Source organism: Roseibaca calidilacus (assembly GCF_001517585.1).
Taxonomy (GTDB): Bacteria; Pseudomonadota; Alphaproteobacteria; order Rhodobacterales; family Rhodobacteraceae; genus Roseinatronobacter; species Roseinatronobacter calidilacus.
On record NZ_FBYC01000001.1, the window covers coordinates 140,565 to 159,195 of the forward strand.

The window sequence follows — 18,631 nt, forward strand, 5'->3', positions numbered from 1 at the left end:
CCCGGAATGCGGGCACAGGATACTGCGTTGGACATGACCGTTCCAACCCGCCCATTCCGTTCTCATATGCGTTCCGTTCTGGCGCTTGGCCTGCCCTTGGCGGGCAGTCATCTGGCACAGTTCATGTTGGCGGTGACCGATACGATCATGCTGGGATGGTTCAATGTCCTTGATCTTGCGGCCAGTGTGATCGGCGCGGCTGTTTTCTTCGCCTTGTTCACCTTCGGTCTGGGGTTTGCCAATGCGGTCATGCCGCTGGTGGCGACGGCCGCTGCCTCGGACGCGCATGCAGAGGTGCGCCGGGCCACGCGCATGGGGCTGTGGCTGTCGGTTGCCTTCGCTGTGGCGGCCTATCCGATCTTCTGGTTTTCCGGCACCATCCTAAGCGCGCTGGGCCAGCCGCCAGAGGTTGTCCCCTTGGCGCAAGAATACCTGAGGCTGATGGGTGTGGCGCTGCTGCCCGCCCTGCTTGTGGCGGTGCTGAAAACTTACTTGGCCGCCCTTGGGCGCACTCAGGTCGCCCTGTGGCTGACAGTGGCGGCGGTGTTTCTGAACATTGCGCTGAACTGGGTGCTGATTTTCGGAAATTTGGGCTTTCCCGCCATGGGGGTGCGCGGCGCGGCGCTGGCGTCAATCTGGGTGCAGGTTGCGACGGTCGTTGGACTTGCGCTGTATTGCGCCCGCGCAAGCGGCTTGCGGCGCTACACGTTGTTCCAACGCTTTTGGCGCCCGGATTGGCAGGCCATGGGGCAGGTTTGGCGCTTGGGTTGGCCCATTGGTGTGGCGCTGGTGGCCGAAACCGCGCTGTTTTCCGCCGTGGCCGTGCTGGTCGGGCGTGTCGGCACATTGGAACTGGCCGCGCACGGCATCGCGATTGAAATCTCTGCGGCCATGTTCATGATTCATATGGGGTTTTCCAACGCGGGCACTGTTCTGGTCGGGCGGGCGCGGGGGCGCGGCGACACCGAAGCCCTGCGCGCCGGGGCGCGTGCAACCATCGTAATATCCGCCTGCTTGGCGCTGGTGACGATGGTGGTCTATGTGCTGTATGGCGGCTGGCTTGTTGGGCTGTTCCTTGGGCCCGACGAACCGGCCCGCGACCAGATCATCGCGCTGGGCGCTGTTTTGATGATGGTTGCGGCCCTGTTCCAGCTTGCGGATGGCGCACAGGTGGTGGCCATGGGTCTGCTGCGTGGCGTTCAGGATACCAAGGTGCCGATGTGGATTGCGGCATTCAGCTACTGGGGTATCGGGTTTCCGGCCGGATATTTTTTTGGGCTGGTGCTAGAGTGGGGCGCGCCCGGTATCTGGATTGGGCTTGTGCTGGGCTTGGCCACGGCAAGCGTGCTGTTGATGTGGCGCTTCTGGTCCGGGCGCGCGGTTGCGGCCTAAGCCAACAGGCGCTGCCATTCTATTTTGGGGCAGCGGTCCCAGACAACGCGCAGCCCACGGTCCTGCGCCTTGGCCTCGGCAACCGGGTCTTGAACGCCCAGTTGCATCCACACCGTGCGCAGATTGGGCAGATGGGCAAGCGCCGCGTCCACAACCTGACCGACATGCTCTGACCGGCGAAAAATATCAACCATGTCAACCTCGGTTGGGCAGTCCGCAAGCGTGGCGCGGATGGATTCCCCCTCGAACACCTGCCCTGCAAGGCCGGGATTGACCGGGATCACCCGGTAGCCCTTGGAAACAAGAAACCGTGCCACATCATGGCTAGGCCGCGCCTTATTGGCAGAGAACCCAACAAGGGCGATGGTTTTCGTATCTGTCAGGATGGCGCGGATCGTTGCGGCAGACGCATTTTGCATAATCCAATTCTTATCCGTTTGGGCTAGGCCCGCAACAGAAAAACGCCCGGCACAAGGGCCGGGCACAGGTGCGGAACGAGGGACAGTATCAGTGTGGCGCGAGTGTTCCGGCTCAACACCATGTGATAGACATGGGCGTGCTGGCGCGCATTTCCAGAGTTTTGACAAAAAGGTGAAACTTGGTTGCTGGCGGGCGATAGTTGATGACAGGAATTGCCTAGGGCAAAGCAATACACGCGCTTTTGCTCGACGGCGGACTGTCAAATAGTGAATACAAGGCAACCCAAACGCGATTGAAACCCAAGATCCCCGACCGCCAAAACAGGGTTGATGGCTCGATCATGCCGCATGTGACTTTACGCAGCGGCCAATGGCCAGCCCCTCTACATGGCCTTGGAAAGCACCGAAAGAACCCTGTGTTGATTGCCACTGAGATTTGACCCGGTAATCGCCAAAACTGTCATTGAGAATTGACCCATGTGCAACCTTGCCCCGGCTTGAACCAGCTGGGGGCAAATGGAGTGATCGACATGGGATTTTTGAAGGTAATCAGAACATGGGCGCTGCGAGACAAGATGCCCATTCGCGAGATTGCACGGCGCACGGGCATATCGCGCAACACTATCAAGAAATATCTGCGGGAGGGGATTGTTGAACCGGCGTTTCAGACGCCGGATCGTCCTAGGCTCAGGACCCATTGATTTCACCTTTGCGGCGTGATTCACGCTCCGCAAGGAGACTGATCAATGAGCAATCTTTTCTGGCTGACCGACGCCCAGATGGAGCGTCTAAAACCCTTCTTCCCCAAGAGCCATGGCAAGCCTCGCGTTGACGACAGACGCGTTCTCAGCGGGATAATCTTCATCAATCGCAATGGGTTGCGGTGGTGCGACGCGCCCAAGGAATATGGTCCGCACAAGACCTTATACAACCGCTGGAAGCGCTGGAGCGATATGGGCGTGTTCGCCCGGATCATGGCGGGTCTGGCGGCGGAGGGGACTGAGACCAAGACGGTCATGATCGACGCCACATATCTGAAAGCACATCGCACGGCTTCGAGCCTGCGGGTCAAAAAGGGGGGCCTGGCCGCCTGATCGGTCGCACGAAAGGCGGCATGAATACCAAACTGCATGCTGTCACAGATGCTATCGGTCGCCCCATTACCTTCTTCATGTCGGCCGGACAGGTCAGCGACTACACCGGTGCGGCGGCTTTGCTGCGGGAGTTGCCAGAAGCTGATTGGCTGCTTGCAGATCGCGGCTATGATGCGGACTGGTTCAGAGATGCGTTGAAAGACAAAGAGATAAAGCCCTGCATCCCTGGTCGAAAGAAGCGCAAGACCCCTGTGAAATACGACAAGCGACGCTACAAACGGCGCAACCGGATCGAGATCATGTTCGGTCGGCTAAAGGATTGGCGCAGGATCGCCACTCGCTACGACAGATGCCCAAAGGTGTTCCTTTCCGCAGTCGCGCTCGCAGCAACCGTCCTCTTCTGGCTGTGAATATCAATGAGTCTGGAGCCTAGGCCGAGGATGCGTTTGAGGTGGGCGAAGAGCATCTCGACCTTTTTGCGCAGGCGCATGGAGATGGCGTATTGTCTGGTCTTGGCGATGTCGCGGGCGACCTGGCGGGCATCTTCGTGTTCTTCGCGGGTGATGGACCGGAAGTCGGCGTTGGGGCAGCAGCGTGACTTCGAGGGGCAGGCTTGGCAGGTGAGCTTCAAGCAACGATATTTTGCGACGCCCTTACCCGTCGGTCCTCGGTTCGGGTCGGAATAGTTCCGGCGGAACTGCTTCATCTCTTTACCCTCAGGGCAGATGTATTGGTCGTTCTCAGCGTCCCATTCAAAGTCTGCCCGGCTCCAGGTTCCGTCGTTACGGCCCGACTTGTCGAAGACCGGGATATGCGGTGCTATCTTGCGGTCGACCAGCCAGCCCAGCAGCGGCCCGGTGCCGTAGGCGGTGTCTGCAATAAGCCGCTCGGGATACAGGTCGAACCGTTCCTTCACTCTCTTCAACATGGTCTTGGTCGATCCGACTTCTGCCTGCCGGATCGATCTGGTCGCTTCCACGTCGACGATGACACCGTGATCGGTGTCGATCAGGTAATTGTCGGAATAGCTGAAGAAAGCAGGGCCCTTGCGGGCTGCTGTCCACTGACTGGCGGGATCAGAATGCGAGGTGAACTTGGGCTCCACCTCGCTGGCCGCACCGAATGCGGCCTCATCCAGCGTGTCGAGATACTCGCGGACGGCGCGGGGCGCATTTACTGGGTCGATCCTTGCCGCATCCCAGTCTTCCTTTGGCGTGGAGTTCTGTTTGTTCGCATCGGCTTCGATTAGGCTGGCATCAATGGCCATGCGCTGGCCGCTGACCAGACCTTCCGCGATGCAACGCGCGACAGTCGTCTCAAACAGGTGGCGCAGCAGTTCGCTGTCACGAAAGCGCCCATGCCGGTTCTTGGAAAACGTTGAGTGATCCGGGACCCGGTCGCTCAGATCGAGGCGACAAAACCAGCGATATGCGAGGTTCAGATGCACCTCTTCGCAGAGCCGCCGCTCTGACCGGATGCCGAAACAATATCCGACCAGCAGCATACGGATCAGCAGTTCTGGATCGACTGACGGGCGGCCTGTATGGCTGTAGAACTCCGCCAGATGGGCACGGATGCTGCTCAGGTCGACGAACCGGTCGATGGATCGCAGCAGGTGATCCATGGGGATGTGATCCTCAAGCGAGAACTCGTAAAACAGCGCCGGTTGCGCTTCCTGCCTCGGTCCCATCATCGCCGATCCTCCCCTCAATATAGGAATTGAATCAGCAGTTCGGCTCTCGATCAAGGAAGAGTTTTTCAACAAAATACGCCCTTCGCGAGGACAAAACGCCCCGGATCATTTTATCCCGGCAGCGTCGGTAAGGCCGAAGAAGGTTGGGCACGGTGGAAAGAAAGTAGTCTTATGTCCGTCAGACTTCTTCCCTTCCTCCGACCTGGCCGAGTTCTTTGGAACAAAGGTCGCATCATCGGCCAGAAACGCTCGCTCCTGCTGCGGCAGGCCTGATCCATCAGTGTCTGCCTAGATATGGCGTGCAATGCGCGGGACCTCGCGCTGTTCAATATGGCAGTCGACAGCAAACTGCGCGTCACGTTTTCCCCAGACGTCGGAGCAGGTCACGACAGACAAGGGCGGAACTCATTTTCATTTCAGTTCCGTCCAGCAGCAGGTGATGCATTTCATCAAGGCTGACGCGCTTTGCCCAGTCAATTTCACCATCATGGCACTCTGGGGTGAAATTCCCAGGCAGGTCGAGATCGAAGATGATCAGCACCTCGCGCAGAAAGCCGCGCTCGCTGGGATACTGGACCGACATCCGCGAGACGGGCTTCAAGTCAGCCAGTTGCGCGGATGTCAGGCCGGCTTCCTGCCAACTTTCCAGTCGCACCGTCTGTTCGATGCCATGCCCTGCAGCACAACCGCCTGCAACCAAGGTATCGAAGCGGTTGGCGTTCCATTCCGCATGGGCTGCGCGGCGCGACAGCCAGACCTGCGGCGGGCCACTACCCTGCACCAGCCCGTTGACATGGACCTTATGCACCCAAAGGCCAAGAATACGCACCGCGCTGCGATCGATCACGGCTAGTTCCGGCCCCTCGGGGACAAGGCGTAGCGCCATCAACTCGCCTCTTGCTGGACCGATCATGCCCGTCTTGTGCAGGGCCGCGCGGACATCTTCCAGCCTGTCTGACAGTGGTGCGCGCGCGCAGAGTTCCAATCGCGCCCCGTCAGCTTTTGCCCGCAAAAGCCCAAGTTTTTCCAGATATTCAGCCACATCAAAGGGGATCGCACCTGCCGTCAGTTCGGCATCAGGAATATGAAAGCTGCGATAGACAGTACTGATCATTCTGTGCCCACCGGGAAAACAACTGCTGCATCTCGCGCGAAAGACAGCCCCGCAATTTCGCCGAGTTTCAGGCGCTGATCGCTCATGACTGACAGGCTTTGTCCCCCGATATCAAGTGAGATGCGCCAATCGCGCCCCTCAAACAGCGCGCCGGTGACTTTTCCCGTCAAGGCGCCGCTGGTGGGCTCAGTTAGTCGCAAAGCCGCCGGACGCAGCATGACCAGCACATCCGCTTGCGGCGCGATGCCATCGCGCAAACCGTCCAGCGGCACATGCATGATTTGACCAGCGATATTTATCCCGGCGCAATCCGCGCCGTTCAAATCTGCCATCTGACCGGATAACCGTGTCTCAAAACCAGCGAGCGTTGCAATCCAACTGGATCCCGGATGCGCAAAAAGCGTTTCGGGGGGGCCTGCCTGTTCGATCCGGCCTGCCTTCATCACCACCAGCTGATCGGCGAAGGAACAGGCTTCCAATGGGTCATGCGTCACATAGAGAACAGTCTTGCCGACTTCGGCAAACAGGCGCGCAAATTCAAGCCGCATTTCAAGGCGCAACTGCACATCAAGATTTGACAGAGGCTCGTCCAGTAACAAGACATCTGGGTCCGTGGCAAGGGCGCGGGCAATGGCCACGCGCTGCTGCTGGCCGCCCGAAATCTGCGCGGGCAATCGGTCGGCCAAGGCTGATATCTGCATCTTATCCAGCAAACCTGCAACCCGCTCGGCCCGCGCTGACCGGCCCAGATGGCGCAGTCCATAGCCTACGATCTGCGCAACAGTCATATGTGGCCAGAGCGCATAATCCTGAAACACCATGTTCAGCCGTCGTTTCTGAGGTTCGAGCGCCCAGCCCGGGGTCGACAGCAGTTCGCCACCGATCATGATTTCTCCATCATCGGGCACATCCAGACCCGCGACCAACCGCAGAATAGTCGATTTGCCGCATCCCGAGGGGCCGACAAGACAGGCCACAGCCCCATCAGGTACGCTCAGATCAACCCCGTGCAGAATGGTCTGTTCCGCGAAACGCTTGGTCAGCCCGGTTATGGTCAGCATATTCGGCCCTTTCAGCTTGGCGCGCGAAGCAGGCGACGCAGCGCCGCCTTGGCAATGATTGAGATTGTAGCAATGATGGCCACGGTCAGTCCCCCCGCCAGCAGGGTCGCAGCTGTTGCTGCGCCAAATTCTCCCTGCTCAAATGCGCGATTTACATAGACTGGCAGGACCTGCAGGCGCGGCGGCCGCAGGATGGAATTGATCGCAAGGTCAAACACGGCAGAGCCAAAAGCCGTCAGCGTGGCAGAGACCAGCGCTGCTGCCGTTAGCGGCACGACGATTGTGGCAATCCGGCGCGCCAGCCCTGCACCTTGCAGGGCTGCTGCGGCCAGCATGCTGGGTGGGACTTGCGCCATGGCCCCCAGAAGCACGCGCACGGCAATGGGAACAGCCCCCGCAATCCCGGCCAGAACAAGGATGTCTTCTGTCCCATAGAGTGACAGGCCCGCACGATCCACTGCTGGCGCGTTCCATACGAAGATATAGCCAATCCCCAGCACCACACCTGGCACGGCCAGCGACAGGGTGCAGGTCAGATCGATCAGCCGGTTCAGGCGAAACTCGGAAAAGGTTAGAACATAAGCCGCTGCCGCCGCGATCAGGCCCGCGCCCACAGCCGCCCGCGCCGCGATCCAGAGCGAGGTTGAGAGTGCCGACAGGAACGCGCCGCCAGTTTCCAGCACAAAGCCGTAATGCCGCAAGGTCAGATTTGAAAAGCCGATCCCGGCCGAGATACGGTCTGTGAAGGACACAAGCACACTCGCGCCGATGGGAATGATCAACGCAAAGGTCAGCGCAAGCATTGCCGCGCCATTGGCCACAAGACCGGGGCGCAAAGAAGATGCGGCCTGCAACTGCGCCCGCGCGCCCAGAAAGTCATAACGCCGCCGCCGCAACACCCAGAAATAGAGAAGAACCGCCAGCAGCATGATCCCCGTCACATAGAGCGCCAGCACCCCGGCCAGATCAAAGCGGATCGGAGATTGATTGATCGCAACATAGATCGCATAAGTCAGTGTCGGGAAACGGTAAGTTGTGGCCAGTGCTGCCGGAAGCCCGAAATCCCCCAGTACATCAATGAAAATCAGCACTGCACCGGACAGGACGGCAGGCAGCAGCATGGGCACACGCACGCTCCAGAAGACCCGCGCGCCCGATGCCCCACAGAGCCGCGCGGCATGGCCATAATCGTCCATCCGCCATTGCAGCCCCGCTGAGACAGCAATGTAAGCGAAGGGCCAGGATTTCAGCGCCATTACCGCCGCCAAACCCCATGGATTGAAGATCAGATCCGGCACAAAGCTTAGGCCGAGCCACTGATTTGCGATGCCACCGCGACTGGCAAACAGAATCCAGCCCTGCGCAAGGATGAAAGAGGGCAGGATGATGATTGCCCAGGCCGCGACATCCATTGCGGGTCCCAGCGACATGCGCCCTGAATGGCGCAGCACGGCAAGCGCTGTGCCCATCGCACAACCTGCGACCGCCGCGATAGAGGCAAGAAACAGGGAATTCCACAGGGATCGTCGCCAAAGGGGGCGCTCAAATATCTCCAGCAGCAGCGACAGCCCGGCGCGTTCTGCCTGCCCGGTAAAAGCACCGGGCACGAAGGCCTGCGCCACGACTGCAGCCATCGGGGCCAGAACCAGAAGACCCAGAGCCGCGACCACCACCAGCCCCAGCACATCCTCGGGCAGAAGCCGGAAGCGGGCCGGGCGCGGGCTGCGCGCAAAAGACCGGAATGAAAGTGTCATGGTCGGTGTCCCTGATGGGACGGGCGCAGCCAAGGTGGCCACGCCCGCCTGCGCTCAGTTCAGCGCCTGATCCGCGAACCATGTCTTGATTGCGGCCTCATGCTCGACAGCAAACGCGTCAGAGGCAACGACGAAGCGCGATCCCGCGGGCGGGCCATCGGCACGGGGCTCCGCCCCGGTCACGGTGGGTTCGAATTTGCCATCTGTCGGGACAGAAGCGGCCAGATAGCTTTGCGTCGCCGGTTCCAGCAGCCATTCAACAAAAGCCTGTGCGGCCTCTGGCCGCGCGGTTGCCGCAGAAATAGCCGCGCCGCGCACCACGCCCGGCGCGCCCGTCTCGGGCCAGACCACATTTACTGGCACCTCACCGTCTGCCAGCACTGTATAGGCCACCTGCGAGGTGATCAGCGCCAGCGAGATTTCCCCCGAAGCCAAGGCACGCCCGGTTGGGCCATTTGTGCGGAAGACCCGCATGCCGTTGTCAAAGAAACTGGTGAACATCTCCTTGGCCGCGTCTTCGCCCATCATCTCGAAAAAGGCAGCGACACAAGGATAGGCAGGCGCAGCCACGGCCGGATCTGCCATGCCGAACATTCCCTCAAAACGGGGATCGGCAAGATCGGCAAATTGTGTCGGCGGCGTCTCGACCAGATCCGTGCGATAGAGCATCACACATGACGCCGCCAGACCGATCGGGAACCAAGACCCGTTCTCGGCCAGATAGCTGCGGCCGATCTCATTGAGATTGTCGAGATTGGCGGGCACAACATCGCGCATCAATTGCCCCTGCCGGTCGAGCAGTTCGAACGTATAAGAGCCATTGAAGATCAGCGCATCCCATTGCGGATTGGCACTTTCAGCGGCGATGCGGGCCAGCAATTCGCCTCCGGACATCTGCACAACATCAATCTCGCGGCCCGTATCGGACTCGAAGCGTTCGGTGATCACACCTTCAAAATCGTTGGTGTAGAGCACGAGTGGGCCCGTTGCATCCTGTGCAAGGGTGGGCGAGGCAAGGCTGGCTGCGGCGCCAAGCGCGGCAGAGCCGATGAGTTTCTGGATCGGGGTCATGGCGGGGTCACCTTCATTGTCAGTTGCAAGACACGCCAGAGTTAGGCGCACGTCATCGCTACGGGGGCCGCGCGACAGCATTGTAACAGCGTCCGGGCGCAATTCCGGAACCACCCCTTCCGCGATTGGAACCCCGAGTATGCGCGCCTTCACGACAGCAGCGATGGTATCGGCCGCGCGGCGCAGGCCCAGATTCATCGCATGGCGCGGTGGTGAAAGCAGTGTGACCGCCACAGCCTCGCCCCGCCATTGCGGCAAGACACGCGTCAAACGCCCCTCGGCCAGCGCTGCGCGCGCCGCAGCTTCCGGAATGAGTAGCACGCCCGCTTGCGCCTCGGCGAGCGCCAGCAAGGCGACGACATCTGTGCTGGTGACCCGCGGACGCGAATTAAGAATGAAATCGGTCCGCTCTTCTGTGTGCAATGTCCAGTCGGTCAGTCCCGCTTCGGACCCGAAAGCCAGAAAACCCTGCGCAAGTATTTCATCAGGGTCTGAAAGTTGCGTACCCGGAGAGGCCACAAGAATTAGTGGCGTTCGACAGACGCGCCGCTGAATTAGCGCACTGTCGCGCAACGCCCCGCTATGGGCGCGAAGGTACAGGTCTGGCCCATCGCCCGACGCCTCTGGCAGTCGTTCGGTGATCTCAAGATGCACGGCAAGTCCGGGATGGGCGCGAATCAGCAGGGCTATGGCTTCAGCAGCATCCGGGGCGAGCATGGGTGAGACGGAAACCACGACCTGTCCTGTTACTTGCCGATGTGCAGACAGCAGTTGCTCTTCGGCCTGCCGCGCGGCCTCGACCACCCGGCGGGCGAGGGCATAGGTCAACTCGCCTGCAGCCGTCAACGCAAAGACATCGCCTGATCGATGCACAAGACGGGACTTGAGTTGTTCCTCAAGACCCGAAAGACGCCGACTAATGGTCGACTTTGGCAGCCCAAGCGCGCGTGCTGCGCGCAAGATACCGCGGTTTTCGACAATTTCGAAAAACAGCCTCAGATCATTCAGATTGAGTGACATTGCAAAGCTCCAGCTTCCGGAGACGCTGACATATTTTTGTTACAGCAGTTTGACGCGCTCTGGCTTTCATTCCCCAGTTTGGTGGCGCGTGTTTCAAGAACTTTGCGCAGCCTTGTCGAGAGCCGAAGAAAGTCACTCACAACACGTCTGGAGAGCAAGCGTTTCTGAGCTGTGCGCAACCCGTAGATAATGGGATAGCGCTGGAGTACCAAGCTTAGGTGCAGCTTTGGCGATAGTGTACAAATGCAATTCCGCACGACCACAGTCGGCTTTCTGAGCGGGGCGCGAATGACCGCAATCGCCGATTGCCGTGGATGCGAGGCCGCGACCTCACCGTCTGCTCCCCGCCCGTTGCGACCTCGGGCCAGTAGGCTGACCCCGCTCTGGAATTCCCTCCGCCCCGCACGACTACGCCGCCTTCGAGTGTCTCTGATCGCACCGAGAGCAGATGAACCCGCCTCAACTGCGGCGTAGTTCGCTTTCGACAACATGCTGAAAATGCGATACTTTTTGAATGCGTCTCAATTTGGGTGAAGGGCGGGTGGAAAGAGACGCGGGACGTTCAGAGACCGTTTCCGAGCCAAAGGCCAGTCTCCAAAAGTCGGATGGCGCGGCTAAACCCTTTTGAAACAAAAGAAAAAAGGCCCCGCCAGGGACCTCATCTCGGGTTTGCGATGTGCAAGTGGCGGACAGTGAGGGATTCGAACCCTCGAGACGGTTCCCCGCCTACACACTTTCCAGGCGTGCGCCTTCGACCACTCGGCCAACTGTCCAGCCCGCGCGTCTTAGCGCGGTGCCGATGGCGGTGCAAGACCAGTTTTGGCCTAGGGCAGCGCGGCGTGGCGGTTCACGTCTTTGTAGAGCAGGTAGCGGAACGGGTCCGGGCCGCCCGCGTAGCAGGCTTGTGGGCAGAAGGCGCGCAACCACATGAAATCGCCGGCTTCCACCTCAACCCATTTTTGATTCAGATGATACACGCCCTTGCCTTGCAGCACATAAAGCCCGTGTTCCATGACATGGGTTTCGTCGAACGGAATGACCGCGCCCGGCATGAGCGTGACGATGGTCACATGCATATCGTGGCGCAGGTCGGTCGGGTCCATGAAGCGGGTGGTGGCCCAGCCGCCATTGGTGCCCGGCATCTCTGTGGGCGCGATGTCTTGCTCTTGCGCGAAAAACGCGTCGGGGGCGGGCAGGCCATCGACCGCGATGTAGCGTTTACGGACCCAGTGAAAGACGGCGCCGTCGGGCGCGTTGACCAACCATGTGGCCCCGGCGGGAAGATAGCCAAACCCGCCAGAGGTCAGGCTGTGGGTTTTTCCGCCCAGCGCGATCTCGACAGTGCCCTCAACAACGAAAATCGCGCCTTCGGCGTTCGGGTCCGTTTCTGGCCGATTGCTGCCGCCGCCGGGCGAAATTTCGACGATGTATTGCGAAAATGTCTCTGCAAAGCCGCTGAGTGGGCGCGCCAGCACCCAGAAGCGCGTCTTGTCCCAAAATGGCAGGGCACTGGTTACGATATCCGACAGCACCCCGCGCGGGATGACCGCGAAGGCTTCGGTGAACATGGCGCGGTCGGTGACAAGTTGCGATTGCGGGGGCAGGCCGCCCTTGGGCACGAAATAGCGGCGGGCGGGGGCATTGGGCTGGGTCATCGGCGGGCCTTCGATCTGCGTTTTGCCCACCCTAGCTGTGTAGCATCCTGCCGACTAGCGCGGAAAGCCGACAGGTGCTTTTGCTATTTCCGGGCAATCAGCTTGCGGGGCGCAGGCGGATCAATTTGCCATCATCCCCATCGGTCAGAACATAGATAAAACCATCCTCTGGTCCGACGGCCACATCGCGGATGCGCCAGTTCCGGTCCTCTAGCAAGCGGGCAACGGGGGTGATCTGGCCATCCTCTTCGTCGAACAGCGCAAGGTAGCGATGCAGCAGATTGCCGATCAGCAAATGCCCTTGCCATTCTGGAAAGGCGGCACCGTCATAAAACGCCATGCCAGAGGGCGGGTTGTGGTTGTCGCGCCCCGCAGGCCAATGGAACACCGGGGCGACAAAGCCGTCGCCGGGCTGGTGGGGCGGGGCGAATTCGTCGCCGCCGCGGTAGGTTACGCCGTGCGAGGCCAAGGGCCAGCCATAATTGCCGCCGCGTTCGATGATATTCACTTCGTCGCCGCCGGCCTCTCCATGTTCGGCAACCCAAAGCGCGCCGGTATCTGGGTGCACGGCCATGCCCTGAATGTTGCGGTGGCCATAGGACCAAATCGCGCCTGCCGCGCCTTGCTGCGCGACGAAAGGGTTGTCGGCGGGGATCTCGCCGTCCAGCGTCAGGCGGATGACAGATCCGTTTTCGCTGCTCAGGTCTTGGGCGATGTGGTCGGGCCCGAAATTCTTGAAGCCCCGGTCGCCAAAGCCTGCGAAAACATGGTCATCGGCAAAGGCAATGCGCGAGCCGAAATGCGCGCCGCTGTCAATGCCGGGGTGGACCGCGTGCAGCACGTCCAGATCGCGCAGGGCCATGCCGTCCAGCCGCGCGCGGCCCAGATGCGTGGTGGTGCCACCTTCTACCGCGCCGGTCCATGTCATATACAGCCAGCCGCTCTCGGCGAAATCGGGCGCGGGGGCAATGTCCAGAAGCCCGCCTTGACCGTTGACCGCAACATCTGGCGCGCCCGACAATTTAACCAAGCCATCGGGGTGCCACAGCATCACATCGCCGCCGCGCAGGGTTAGCGCAATACGGTCGGTGCCGGGCAGAAAGGCCAGCGCCCAAGGGCGGTCAAGGTTGTCTTGCAAGACCTCGACAGTGTAGTCCTGCGCGAATGCAGGGCTGACAAATACAAGGCCAGCGGCGAAGAGCGGGGCAAGATGGCGGGTCATGACGTCTCCTTCTTTGGGACAAGACAAAAGCCGGAACTGGTGAATTTCAACTCACGATCGCGCGGGATGCCCTGTTTTGCTTGACTCTGGTCGCGCAGGGGCCTATCCGCCACGCAATACCCGGAAGCACCAGCCTTCCGGTCCTTTGGTGTTGCCAAGGATCGCCATCCACCAGCGCGTTGCGCCCGTGGGTGCAAAACCGGTTTGAATGGCCCTTATGGGCGGGAGTGATGCGCATGTTCGAGAACCTGTCAGACCGGCTGTCCGGCGTCTTTGACCGGCTGACGAAACAGGGTGCGCTGTCTGAAGAAGATGTCCGCGCGGCTTTGCGCGAAGTTCGGGTCGCGCTTCTGGAAGCAGATGTGTCGCTGCCTGTAACGCGCGACTTCATCAAGCGGGTGCAGAAAAAGGCGACGGGCGCGTCGGTCACTAAGTCGATCACGCCGGGCCAGCAGGTTGTCAAGATCGTGCATGACGAGTTGATCGCCATGCTGGAAGGCGACGAGGCCGCCGAGGCGCTGAAAATCGACAACCCGCCCGCGCCGGTTTTGATGGTGGGTTTGCAGGGGTCGGGGAAAACCACGACCACCGCCAAACTGGCCCGCCGCCTGAAAGACCGCGAAGGCAAGCGCGTGCTGATGGCGTCCTTGGACACCAACCGCCCCGCCGCAATGGAACAATTGGCAATCCTTGGCACCCAGATCGGGGTCGACACGCTGCCCATTGTCAAAGGCCAGTCGGCGGTTGATATTGCCAAGCGCGCCAAGCAACAGGCCACTTTGGGCGGCTATGACGTGTATCTGCTGGATACCGCGGGCCGCTTGCATATTGACGATGTGCTGATGGACGAAGTGCTGGCCGTGCGCAACGCCGTCACCCCACGCGAAACGCTGCTGGTGGTCGATGGTCTGACCGGCCAAGACGCCGTCAACGTGGCCGCCGAATTCGACGGCAAGGTCGGCGTGTCGGGCGTGGTCCTGACCCGGATGGATGGCGACGGGCGCGGCGGCGCGGCCCTGTCCATGCGCGCCGTCACGGGCAAGCCCATCCGCTTCGTGGGTCTGGGCGAGAAAACCGACGCGCTCGAGGTGTTCGATCCAAAGCGTGTTGCGGGCCGCATTCTGGGCATGGGCGACATTGTCGCGCTTGTGGAAAAGGCGCAGGAAGTGCTGGAGGTCGAACAGGCCGAGCGCATGATGAAGCGCTTCCAGAAAGGTCTGTTCAACATGAACGACCTGAAGATGCAGCTTGACCAGATGTTGAAAATGGGCGGCATGCAGGGCGTGATGGGCGTGATGCCGGGCATGGGCAAGATGCAGAAACAGGTCGAAGCCGCCGGTTTTGACGACAGCATGCTGCGCCAACAAATTGCGCTTATCAATTCGATGACCAAGAAGGAACGCGCCAACCCCGCGATCCTGCAAGCCAGCCGCAAAAAGCGCATTGCCAAGGGCGCCGGGCTGGAAGTGTCGGACCTGAACAAGCTGCTGAAACAACACCGCCAGATGGCCGATATGATGAAGACCATGGGCAAGAAAGGCATGCTGAAGCAGGCCATGTCCGGCATGTTCGGCAAAGGCAAAGACGCGGCAGCCTTGCCCGACCCCGGCCAGCTTGACCCGAAACTGGTGCAGATGGCCGAACGCCAGATGATGGGTGGCGGCAGCCTGCCCGGTGGCCTGTCGGGCATGTTCAAGAAAAAATGATGCCCGCGCTTGCCCATACCCCGGTGCTGGACACCCCGCGCCTTGTGCTGCGCGCTCCTCAAGCGGATGATCTGTCCGCCTTCGTGGCCTATGCGACCAGCGCGCGGACCCGGTTTGTGGGCGGGCCAAAGACTGTGGCGCAAGCGGTTGAGAAATTCGCAGGCATGATCGGGCAATGGGTGCTGCACGGATATGGGCGCTTTACGCTCACCCGGCGCGACACGGGCGCACCCATCGGTCATGTCGGGCCGTTGATGCTGGCAGAGGCCGAGATGCCGGAATTCACTTGGTCGCTGTGGGGTGCAGATGCCGAGGGGCAAGGCTTTGCGCAAGAGGCCGCGCAGGCCGTAGCAGTCTGGGCCTTTGGTCCGCTGGGGCTGACACAGGCCAGCACTATTATCCATGCCGAGAATACGGCCTCGCATCGGATTGCCGCGCGTTTGGGCGGCGTCCAGCGCCCCGATTGGCCCGCGCATTTCGGCGCTGATTTCACAACCTATCACTTCACCAAGGAAGCCGCCCTATGAGTGATGAAAGCGCCCGTGCCGCCGAGATTCTGGCCGACCACCGCGACAGCATTGACCGGCTGGATGCGATCCTCGTCTATACCTTGGGCGAGCGGTTCAAGCACACGCAGGCCGTGGGCCGGCTGAAAGCAAAACACGATCTTCCCCCGTCCGACCCCGCGCGCGAAGAGCGCCAGATCGAACGGCTGGAATGGTTGGCGAAAGAAGCCGACCTCGACCCGGAATTCGCCAAGAAATTCCTGAACTTCGTGATTTCGGAAGTCATCCGTCACCACGAAAATTTACAACGCTAAACCGGCGGGCCACCTGCCCGCCCCGCCAGTCTTGAAGGAGAAACTGACATGGCAACGAAGATCCGTCTGGCCCGTGGTGGGTCCAAGAAACGCCCTCATTACGCGATTGTCGCGTCCGACTCGCGCATGCCGCGCGATGGCCGCTTTCTGGAAAAGCTGGGCACCTATAACCCGCTTCTGCCCAAGGACAGCGAAGACCGCGTGAAAATGGACATGGAGCGCGTGCAGCACTGGCTAAACCAAGGCGCCCAGCCGACCGACCGCATTGCGCGCTTCCTCGAAGCCGCTGGCCTGCGCGAAAAAGCGACCCGCGCCAACATGAAGAAAGCTCAGCCCGGCAAGAAGGCGCAGGAACGCGCCAAGGAAAAAGCTGCCAAGGCTGAAAGTGCCGGCGAAGCTGCCGAATAAGAACGCGTTTTCTGGCCGGGCGGGTAATCTGCCCGGCCAGTATTTTGGCAGTCCCGCGCGGGATCGCATCCGCTAGAAACTGAACTCTCAGGTGTTCAGCTTCACGAATAGCGGTTCCCGAAGATGCCAGACCGTGGCTGTGATGTTCCGCCTGCTACTCACACGCGCAACCGGGCAAGAATAACGTCGGGCGATCCGGCTCTGCCCCAGCCACCCGCTCCAAAACTGCGGGCACATCTTTGGTCGTGGATCATTGGCGAACGCATTCTCCACGGGTTACGGGACCTGCCTTTGCATAGGTTGGCGCAGGCGCTGAGGCCCCGCGACAGGCGCGCCATGCCGTTGCAGCACAGCTGCACCCCCATGAAACATAAGAATGCTGTTGGCAGCCCGCTCGCTTATTTTGATTAGGCTCAGGCCAACCGGATGGAAGAGATTTACACCGCTGTCCGGGCTTGACTTGCATTCCGGCGCGGAATTTGAACAAGGCAGGGTGCATGCAACGCGTGGGGCGACCAATATGACAAGGCCATCAGGATCACAACGCAACAAGCCGGACCGGGTCTGCGTGGGCGCGGTAGCCGGGGCCTATGGAGTGCGCGGCGAGGTGCGGTTGAAAAGCTTCTGCGCCGATCCCGAGGCCATCGGCAGCTATGGCCCGCTTTGGTCCGAGGACGGCGCGCGCAGCTTTGAGGTAACGCTGGGCGCACCGGTCGCGCAGGGTTTTGCCGCGCGGCTTGGCGGGGTGACGACCCGTGAACAGGCCGATGCGCTGCGCGGTATACGGCTATTCGTGGATCGTGACCGCCTGCCAAGCCTGCCGGATGACGAATTCTACCACGCCGATCTGATCGGGCTTGAGGTATTCGACACGGGCGGCGCTTCTCTGGGGCGGGTCAAGGCGGTGCTGAACCATGGCGCAAGCGATTTGTTGGAAGTGGTCAGCCCGGGCCAGAAAGGCGCGGTGCTGCTGCCATTCACCCGCGTTATCGTGCCAACGGTCGACTTGGCGGCGGGGCGGATTGTCGCTGACCCGCCCGAAGGATTACTGGAATGAGTGACACCCCCAAGCGCCGCGCCGCCGGTCGGTTGGCGATCACGCCATCGCTTGCCCCGCGCGACCTTGACCGCCCGCGCTCCCCGGCCATGGCGTGGCAGGCGCGACTTATCACCCTTTTCCCAGAGGCATTTCCCGGCATTCTTGGCTTGTCTCTGACAGGGCGCGCGTTGAAGGACGGGCTTTGGGGGCTGGAGACGATCGACCTGCGCCCTTTTGGCATTGGCAAACACCGAAATGTCGATGACACACCGGCAGGCGGCGGGGCGGGCATGGTGCTGCGGGCCGATGTGCTGGACCGCGCGATTGACGCGGCGCAACGCGGCGTTCCAACGGATCGCGCCGCTTGGCCGCTGGTCTATCTGTCGCCGCGCGGTCGGCCCTTCACCCAAAGCATGGCGCGCGACTGGTCTTGCGCCAAGGGGGTAACCCTGCTCTGTGGCCGTTTTGAAGGGGTCGATCAGCGAGTGCTGGACCACTATGCGATTGAAGAAGTGTCCTTGGGCGATTTCGTTCTGACCGGGGGCGAATTGGCAGCGCAAGCGATGATCGACGCGACGGTGCGCCTGCTGCCCAACGTGTTGGGCAATGCAGCCTCGACCGAAGAGGAAAGCTTCAGCGCGGGCTTGCTTGAACATCCGCAATACACCCGCCCTGCGGAATGGATGGGTCAATCCATCCCGCCGGTTCTGCTATCTGGCAACCATGCAGAGATTGAACGCTGGCGGCAAGCGCAGTCAGAAGCAATCACCCGCGCGCGCCGCCCGGATTTATGGGCTGCCTGGAAGGATGGCGCGCAGGACTAGGGTCTTGCGCGAAATCTTGAAAAGATTTCGGTCCGATTTCTTTGGAAGAAATCGGCGTCCTGCGTTGCGTCAGCCAACGAACGGGGGCGCGGTTGCAAAAGATGATGATTTGCCCAGAGTTCTCGGCAACCTGAAAACCCCGGCGATCTATCTCGCGCATAAAAAGGTCAATGCCAACAAACCGCTCTATATCGCGCGCCTTGCGTCGGATCACAGCACCTTGTTGCACGGCCTTAGAGGCGAAAAGGTCATGTAGCCAGACCTCTGGAGAGAGTGGAGAGTTGCCATTGTTCATGCGCGAAGCATGGCGAGAAGCGGTTAAAGTTCCGTAAATGGCGC

16 protein-coding genes, 1 tRNA gene and 2 pseudogenes are annotated in these 18,631 nt (G+C 60.8%); 10 read left to right on the forward strand and 9 right to left on the reverse strand.

Features of this window, described 5'->3' with window-relative positions; all coding sequences use genetic code 11:
• The first annotated feature begins 33 nt into the window (after nucleotides 1–33).
• Nucleotides 34–1,392, forward strand: coding sequence for an MATE family efflux transporter (locus tag AWT76_RS00505; protein WP_072244242.1), 1,359 nt, complete (start codon nucleotides 34–36; stop codon nucleotides 1,390–1,392).
• Here the strand turns inward: AWT76_RS00505 and AWT76_RS00510 are convergent.
• A complete protein-coding gene (locus AWT76_RS00510) occupies nucleotides 1,389–1,811 on the reverse strand; it encodes a CoA-binding protein (RefSeq protein WP_072244243.1) in 423 nt (140 codons plus the stop codon). The two genes, AWT76_RS00505 and AWT76_RS00510, sit on opposite strands and share 4 nt — an antisense overlap.
• Nucleotides 1,812–2,341: 530 nt before the next feature.
• On the opposite strand from AWT76_RS00510, the pseudogene AWT76_RS00515 reads away from it, so the two are divergent.
• Nucleotides 2,342–2,494: pseudogene (locus AWT76_RS00515) on the forward strand (helix-turn-helix domain-containing protein); the annotation flags it as partial.
• A 63-nt stretch (nucleotides 2,495–2,557) separates the two neighbouring features.
• Nucleotides 2,558–3,315 (forward strand): IS5 family transposase gene (locus AWT76_RS16425; RefSeq protein WP_141655833.1). Its coding sequence is split into 2 segments (ribosomal slippage): nucleotides 2,558–2,894 and nucleotides 2,894–3,315, totalling 759 coding nucleotides; the frame shifts between segments, so codons are not numbered across the junction.
• Between the two features lie 17 nt (nucleotides 3,316–3,332).
• On the opposite strand, the pseudogene AWT76_RS00530 reads toward AWT76_RS16425, so the two are convergent.
• The 8 genes and pseudogenes from AWT76_RS00530 to AWT76_RS00575 all read right to left on the reverse strand — a co-directional run.
• Nucleotides 3,333–4,598: pseudogene (locus tag AWT76_RS00530) on the reverse strand (IS1182 family transposase); the annotation flags it as partial.
• A gap of 355 nt (nucleotides 4,599–4,953) precedes the next feature.
• The gene (locus AWT76_RS00535; protein WP_072244244.1) at nucleotides 4,954–5,712 is read right to left on the reverse strand and encodes an NUDIX domain-containing protein; all 759 of its coding nucleotides are present in this window, start codon (nucleotides 5,710–5,712) and stop codon (nucleotides 4,954–4,956) included.
• Nucleotides 5,709–6,773, reverse strand: coding sequence for an ABC transporter ATP-binding protein (locus AWT76_RS00540; RefSeq protein WP_072244245.1), 1,065 nt, complete (start codon nucleotides 6,771–6,773; stop codon nucleotides 5,709–5,711). Before AWT76_RS00540 ends, AWT76_RS00535 begins: the two co-directional genes overlap by 4 nt.
• An 11-nt stretch (nucleotides 6,774–6,784) precedes the next feature.
• Complete coding sequence (locus AWT76_RS00545) at nucleotides 6,785–8,527, reverse strand: ABC transporter permease (RefSeq protein WP_072244246.1); 1,743 nt, start codon at nucleotides 8,525–8,527, stop codon at nucleotides 6,785–6,787.
• A gap of 54 nt (nucleotides 8,528–8,581) precedes the next feature.
• Entirely contained in the window at nucleotides 8,582–10,618 is a 2,037-nt protein-coding gene (locus AWT76_RS16430) for a LysR family transcriptional regulator (protein ID WP_082700036.1), read from the reverse strand.
• A gap of 683 nt (nucleotides 10,619–11,301) precedes the next feature.
• A tRNA-Ser gene (locus AWT76_RS00565) sits at nucleotides 11,302–11,391 on the reverse strand.
• Between the two features lie 51 nt (nucleotides 11,392–11,442).
• Entirely contained in the window at nucleotides 11,443–12,273 is an 831-nt protein-coding gene (locus AWT76_RS00570; protein WP_072244653.1) for a bifunctional allantoicase/(S)-ureidoglycine aminohydrolase, read from the reverse strand.
• A 97-nt stretch (nucleotides 12,274–12,370) separates the two neighbouring features.
• Nucleotides 12,371–13,495 (reverse strand): PQQ-dependent sugar dehydrogenase, encoded by a 1,125-nt coding sequence (locus AWT76_RS00575; protein ID WP_072244247.1) that lies wholly within the window; start codon nucleotides 13,493–13,495, stop codon nucleotides 12,371–12,373.
• A gap of 236 nt (nucleotides 13,496–13,731) precedes the next feature.
• Here AWT76_RS00575 and ffh point away from each other — a divergent pair, with 236 nt between their 5' ends.
• The 7 genes from ffh to AWT76_RS17215 all read left to right on the forward strand — a co-directional run bounded on the left by ffh (nucleotide 13,732) and on the right by AWT76_RS17215 (nucleotide 18,548).
• The gene (gene ffh, locus AWT76_RS00580) at nucleotides 13,732–15,201 is read left to right on the forward strand and encodes a signal recognition particle protein (protein WP_072244655.1); all 1,470 of its coding nucleotides are present in this window, start codon (nucleotides 13,732–13,734) and stop codon (nucleotides 15,199–15,201) included.
• Nucleotides 15,201–15,728 carry a GNAT family N-acetyltransferase gene (locus tag AWT76_RS00585; RefSeq protein WP_072244248.1) on the forward strand — a complete coding sequence of 176 codons (528 nt, stop codon included), beginning with the start codon at nucleotides 15,201–15,203 and terminating at the stop codon, nucleotides 15,726–15,728. Before ffh ends, AWT76_RS00585 begins: the two co-directional genes overlap by 1 nt.
• Entirely contained in the window at nucleotides 15,725–16,021 is a 297-nt protein-coding gene (locus AWT76_RS00590; RefSeq protein ID WP_072244249.1) for a chorismate mutase, read from the forward strand. Before AWT76_RS00585 ends, AWT76_RS00590 begins: the two co-directional genes overlap by 4 nt.
• A gap of 48 nt (nucleotides 16,022–16,069) precedes the next feature.
• A complete protein-coding gene (rpsP, locus tag AWT76_RS00595; RefSeq protein ID WP_072244250.1) occupies nucleotides 16,070–16,429 on the forward strand; it encodes a 30S ribosomal protein S16 in 360 nt (119 codons plus the stop codon).
• Between the two features lie 520 nt (nucleotides 16,430–16,949).
• Nucleotides 16,950–17,486 (forward strand): ribosome maturation factor RimM, encoded by a 537-nt coding sequence (rimM, locus tag AWT76_RS00600; RefSeq protein ID WP_072244658.1) that lies wholly within the window; start codon nucleotides 16,950–16,952, stop codon nucleotides 17,484–17,486.
• Nucleotides 17,483–18,292: a tRNA (guanosine(37)-N1)-methyltransferase TrmD gene (gene trmD / locus AWT76_RS00605; protein WP_082700038.1), complete on the forward strand. Its 810-nt coding sequence runs from the start codon at nucleotides 17,483–17,485 to the stop codon at nucleotides 18,290–18,292. Before rimM ends, trmD begins: the two co-directional genes overlap by 4 nt.
• Nucleotides 18,293–18,296: 4 nt before the next feature.
• Nucleotides 18,297–18,548 carry a hypothetical protein gene (locus tag AWT76_RS17215; protein WP_176699298.1) on the forward strand — a complete coding sequence of 84 codons (252 nt, stop codon included), beginning with the start codon at nucleotides 18,297–18,299 and terminating at the stop codon, nucleotides 18,546–18,548.
• The last annotated feature ends 83 nt before the right edge of the window (nucleotides 18,549–18,631 follow it).

What these genes read in the sequence shown, in the direction of transcription:
- AWT76_RS00510 (WP_072244243.1), bottom strand. Translation starts at nt 1,811, where the DNA reads ATGCAAAATGCGTCTGCCGCAACGATCCGCGCCATCCTGACAGATACG.
- trmD (WP_082700038.1), top strand. Translation starts at nt 17,483, where the DNA reads ATGAGTGACACCCCCAAGCGCCGCGCCGCCGGTCGGTTGGCGATCACG.
- AWT76_RS00570 (WP_072244653.1), bottom strand. Translation starts at nt 12,273, where the DNA reads ATGACCCAGCCCAATGCCCCCGCCCGCCGCTATTTCGTGCCCAAGGGC.
- AWT76_RS00575 (WP_072244247.1), bottom strand. Translation starts at nt 13,495, where the DNA reads ATGACCCGCCATCTTGCCCCGCTCTTCGCCGCTGGCCTTGTATTTGTC.
- rpsP (WP_072244250.1), top strand. Translation starts at nt 16,070, where the DNA reads ATGGCAACGAAGATCCGTCTGGCCCGTGGTGGGTCCAAGAAACGCCCT.
- AWT76_RS00545 (WP_072244246.1), bottom strand. Translation starts at nt 8,527, where the DNA reads ATGACACTTTCATTCCGGTCTTTTGCGCGCAGCCCGCGCCCGGCCCGC.
- AWT76_RS00505 (WP_072244242.1), top strand. Translation starts at nt 34, where the DNA reads ATGACCGTTCCAACCCGCCCATTCCGTTCTCATATGCGTTCCGTTCTG.
- AWT76_RS00585 (WP_072244248.1), top strand. Translation starts at nt 15,201, where the DNA reads ATGCCCGCGCTTGCCCATACCCCGGTGCTGGACACCCCGCGCCTTGTG.
- rimM (WP_072244658.1), top strand. Translation starts at nt 16,950, where the DNA reads ATGACAAGGCCATCAGGATCACAACGCAACAAGCCGGACCGGGTCTGC.
- AWT76_RS16430 (WP_082700036.1), bottom strand. Translation starts at nt 10,618, where the DNA reads ATGTCACTCAATCTGAATGATCTGAGGCTGTTTTTCGAAATTGTCGAA.
- AWT76_RS00540 (WP_072244245.1), bottom strand. Translation starts at nt 6,773, where the DNA reads ATGCTGACCATAACCGGGCTGACCAAGCGTTTCGCGGAACAGACCATT.
- ffh (WP_072244655.1), top strand. Translation starts at nt 13,732, where the DNA reads ATGTTCGAGAACCTGTCAGACCGGCTGTCCGGCGTCTTTGACCGGCTG.
- AWT76_RS00590 (WP_072244249.1), top strand. Translation starts at nt 15,725, where the DNA reads ATGAGTGATGAAAGCGCCCGTGCCGCCGAGATTCTGGCCGACCACCGC.
- AWT76_RS00535 (WP_072244244.1), bottom strand. Translation starts at nt 5,712, where the DNA reads ATGATCAGTACTGTCTATCGCAGCTTTCATATTCCTGATGCCGAACTG.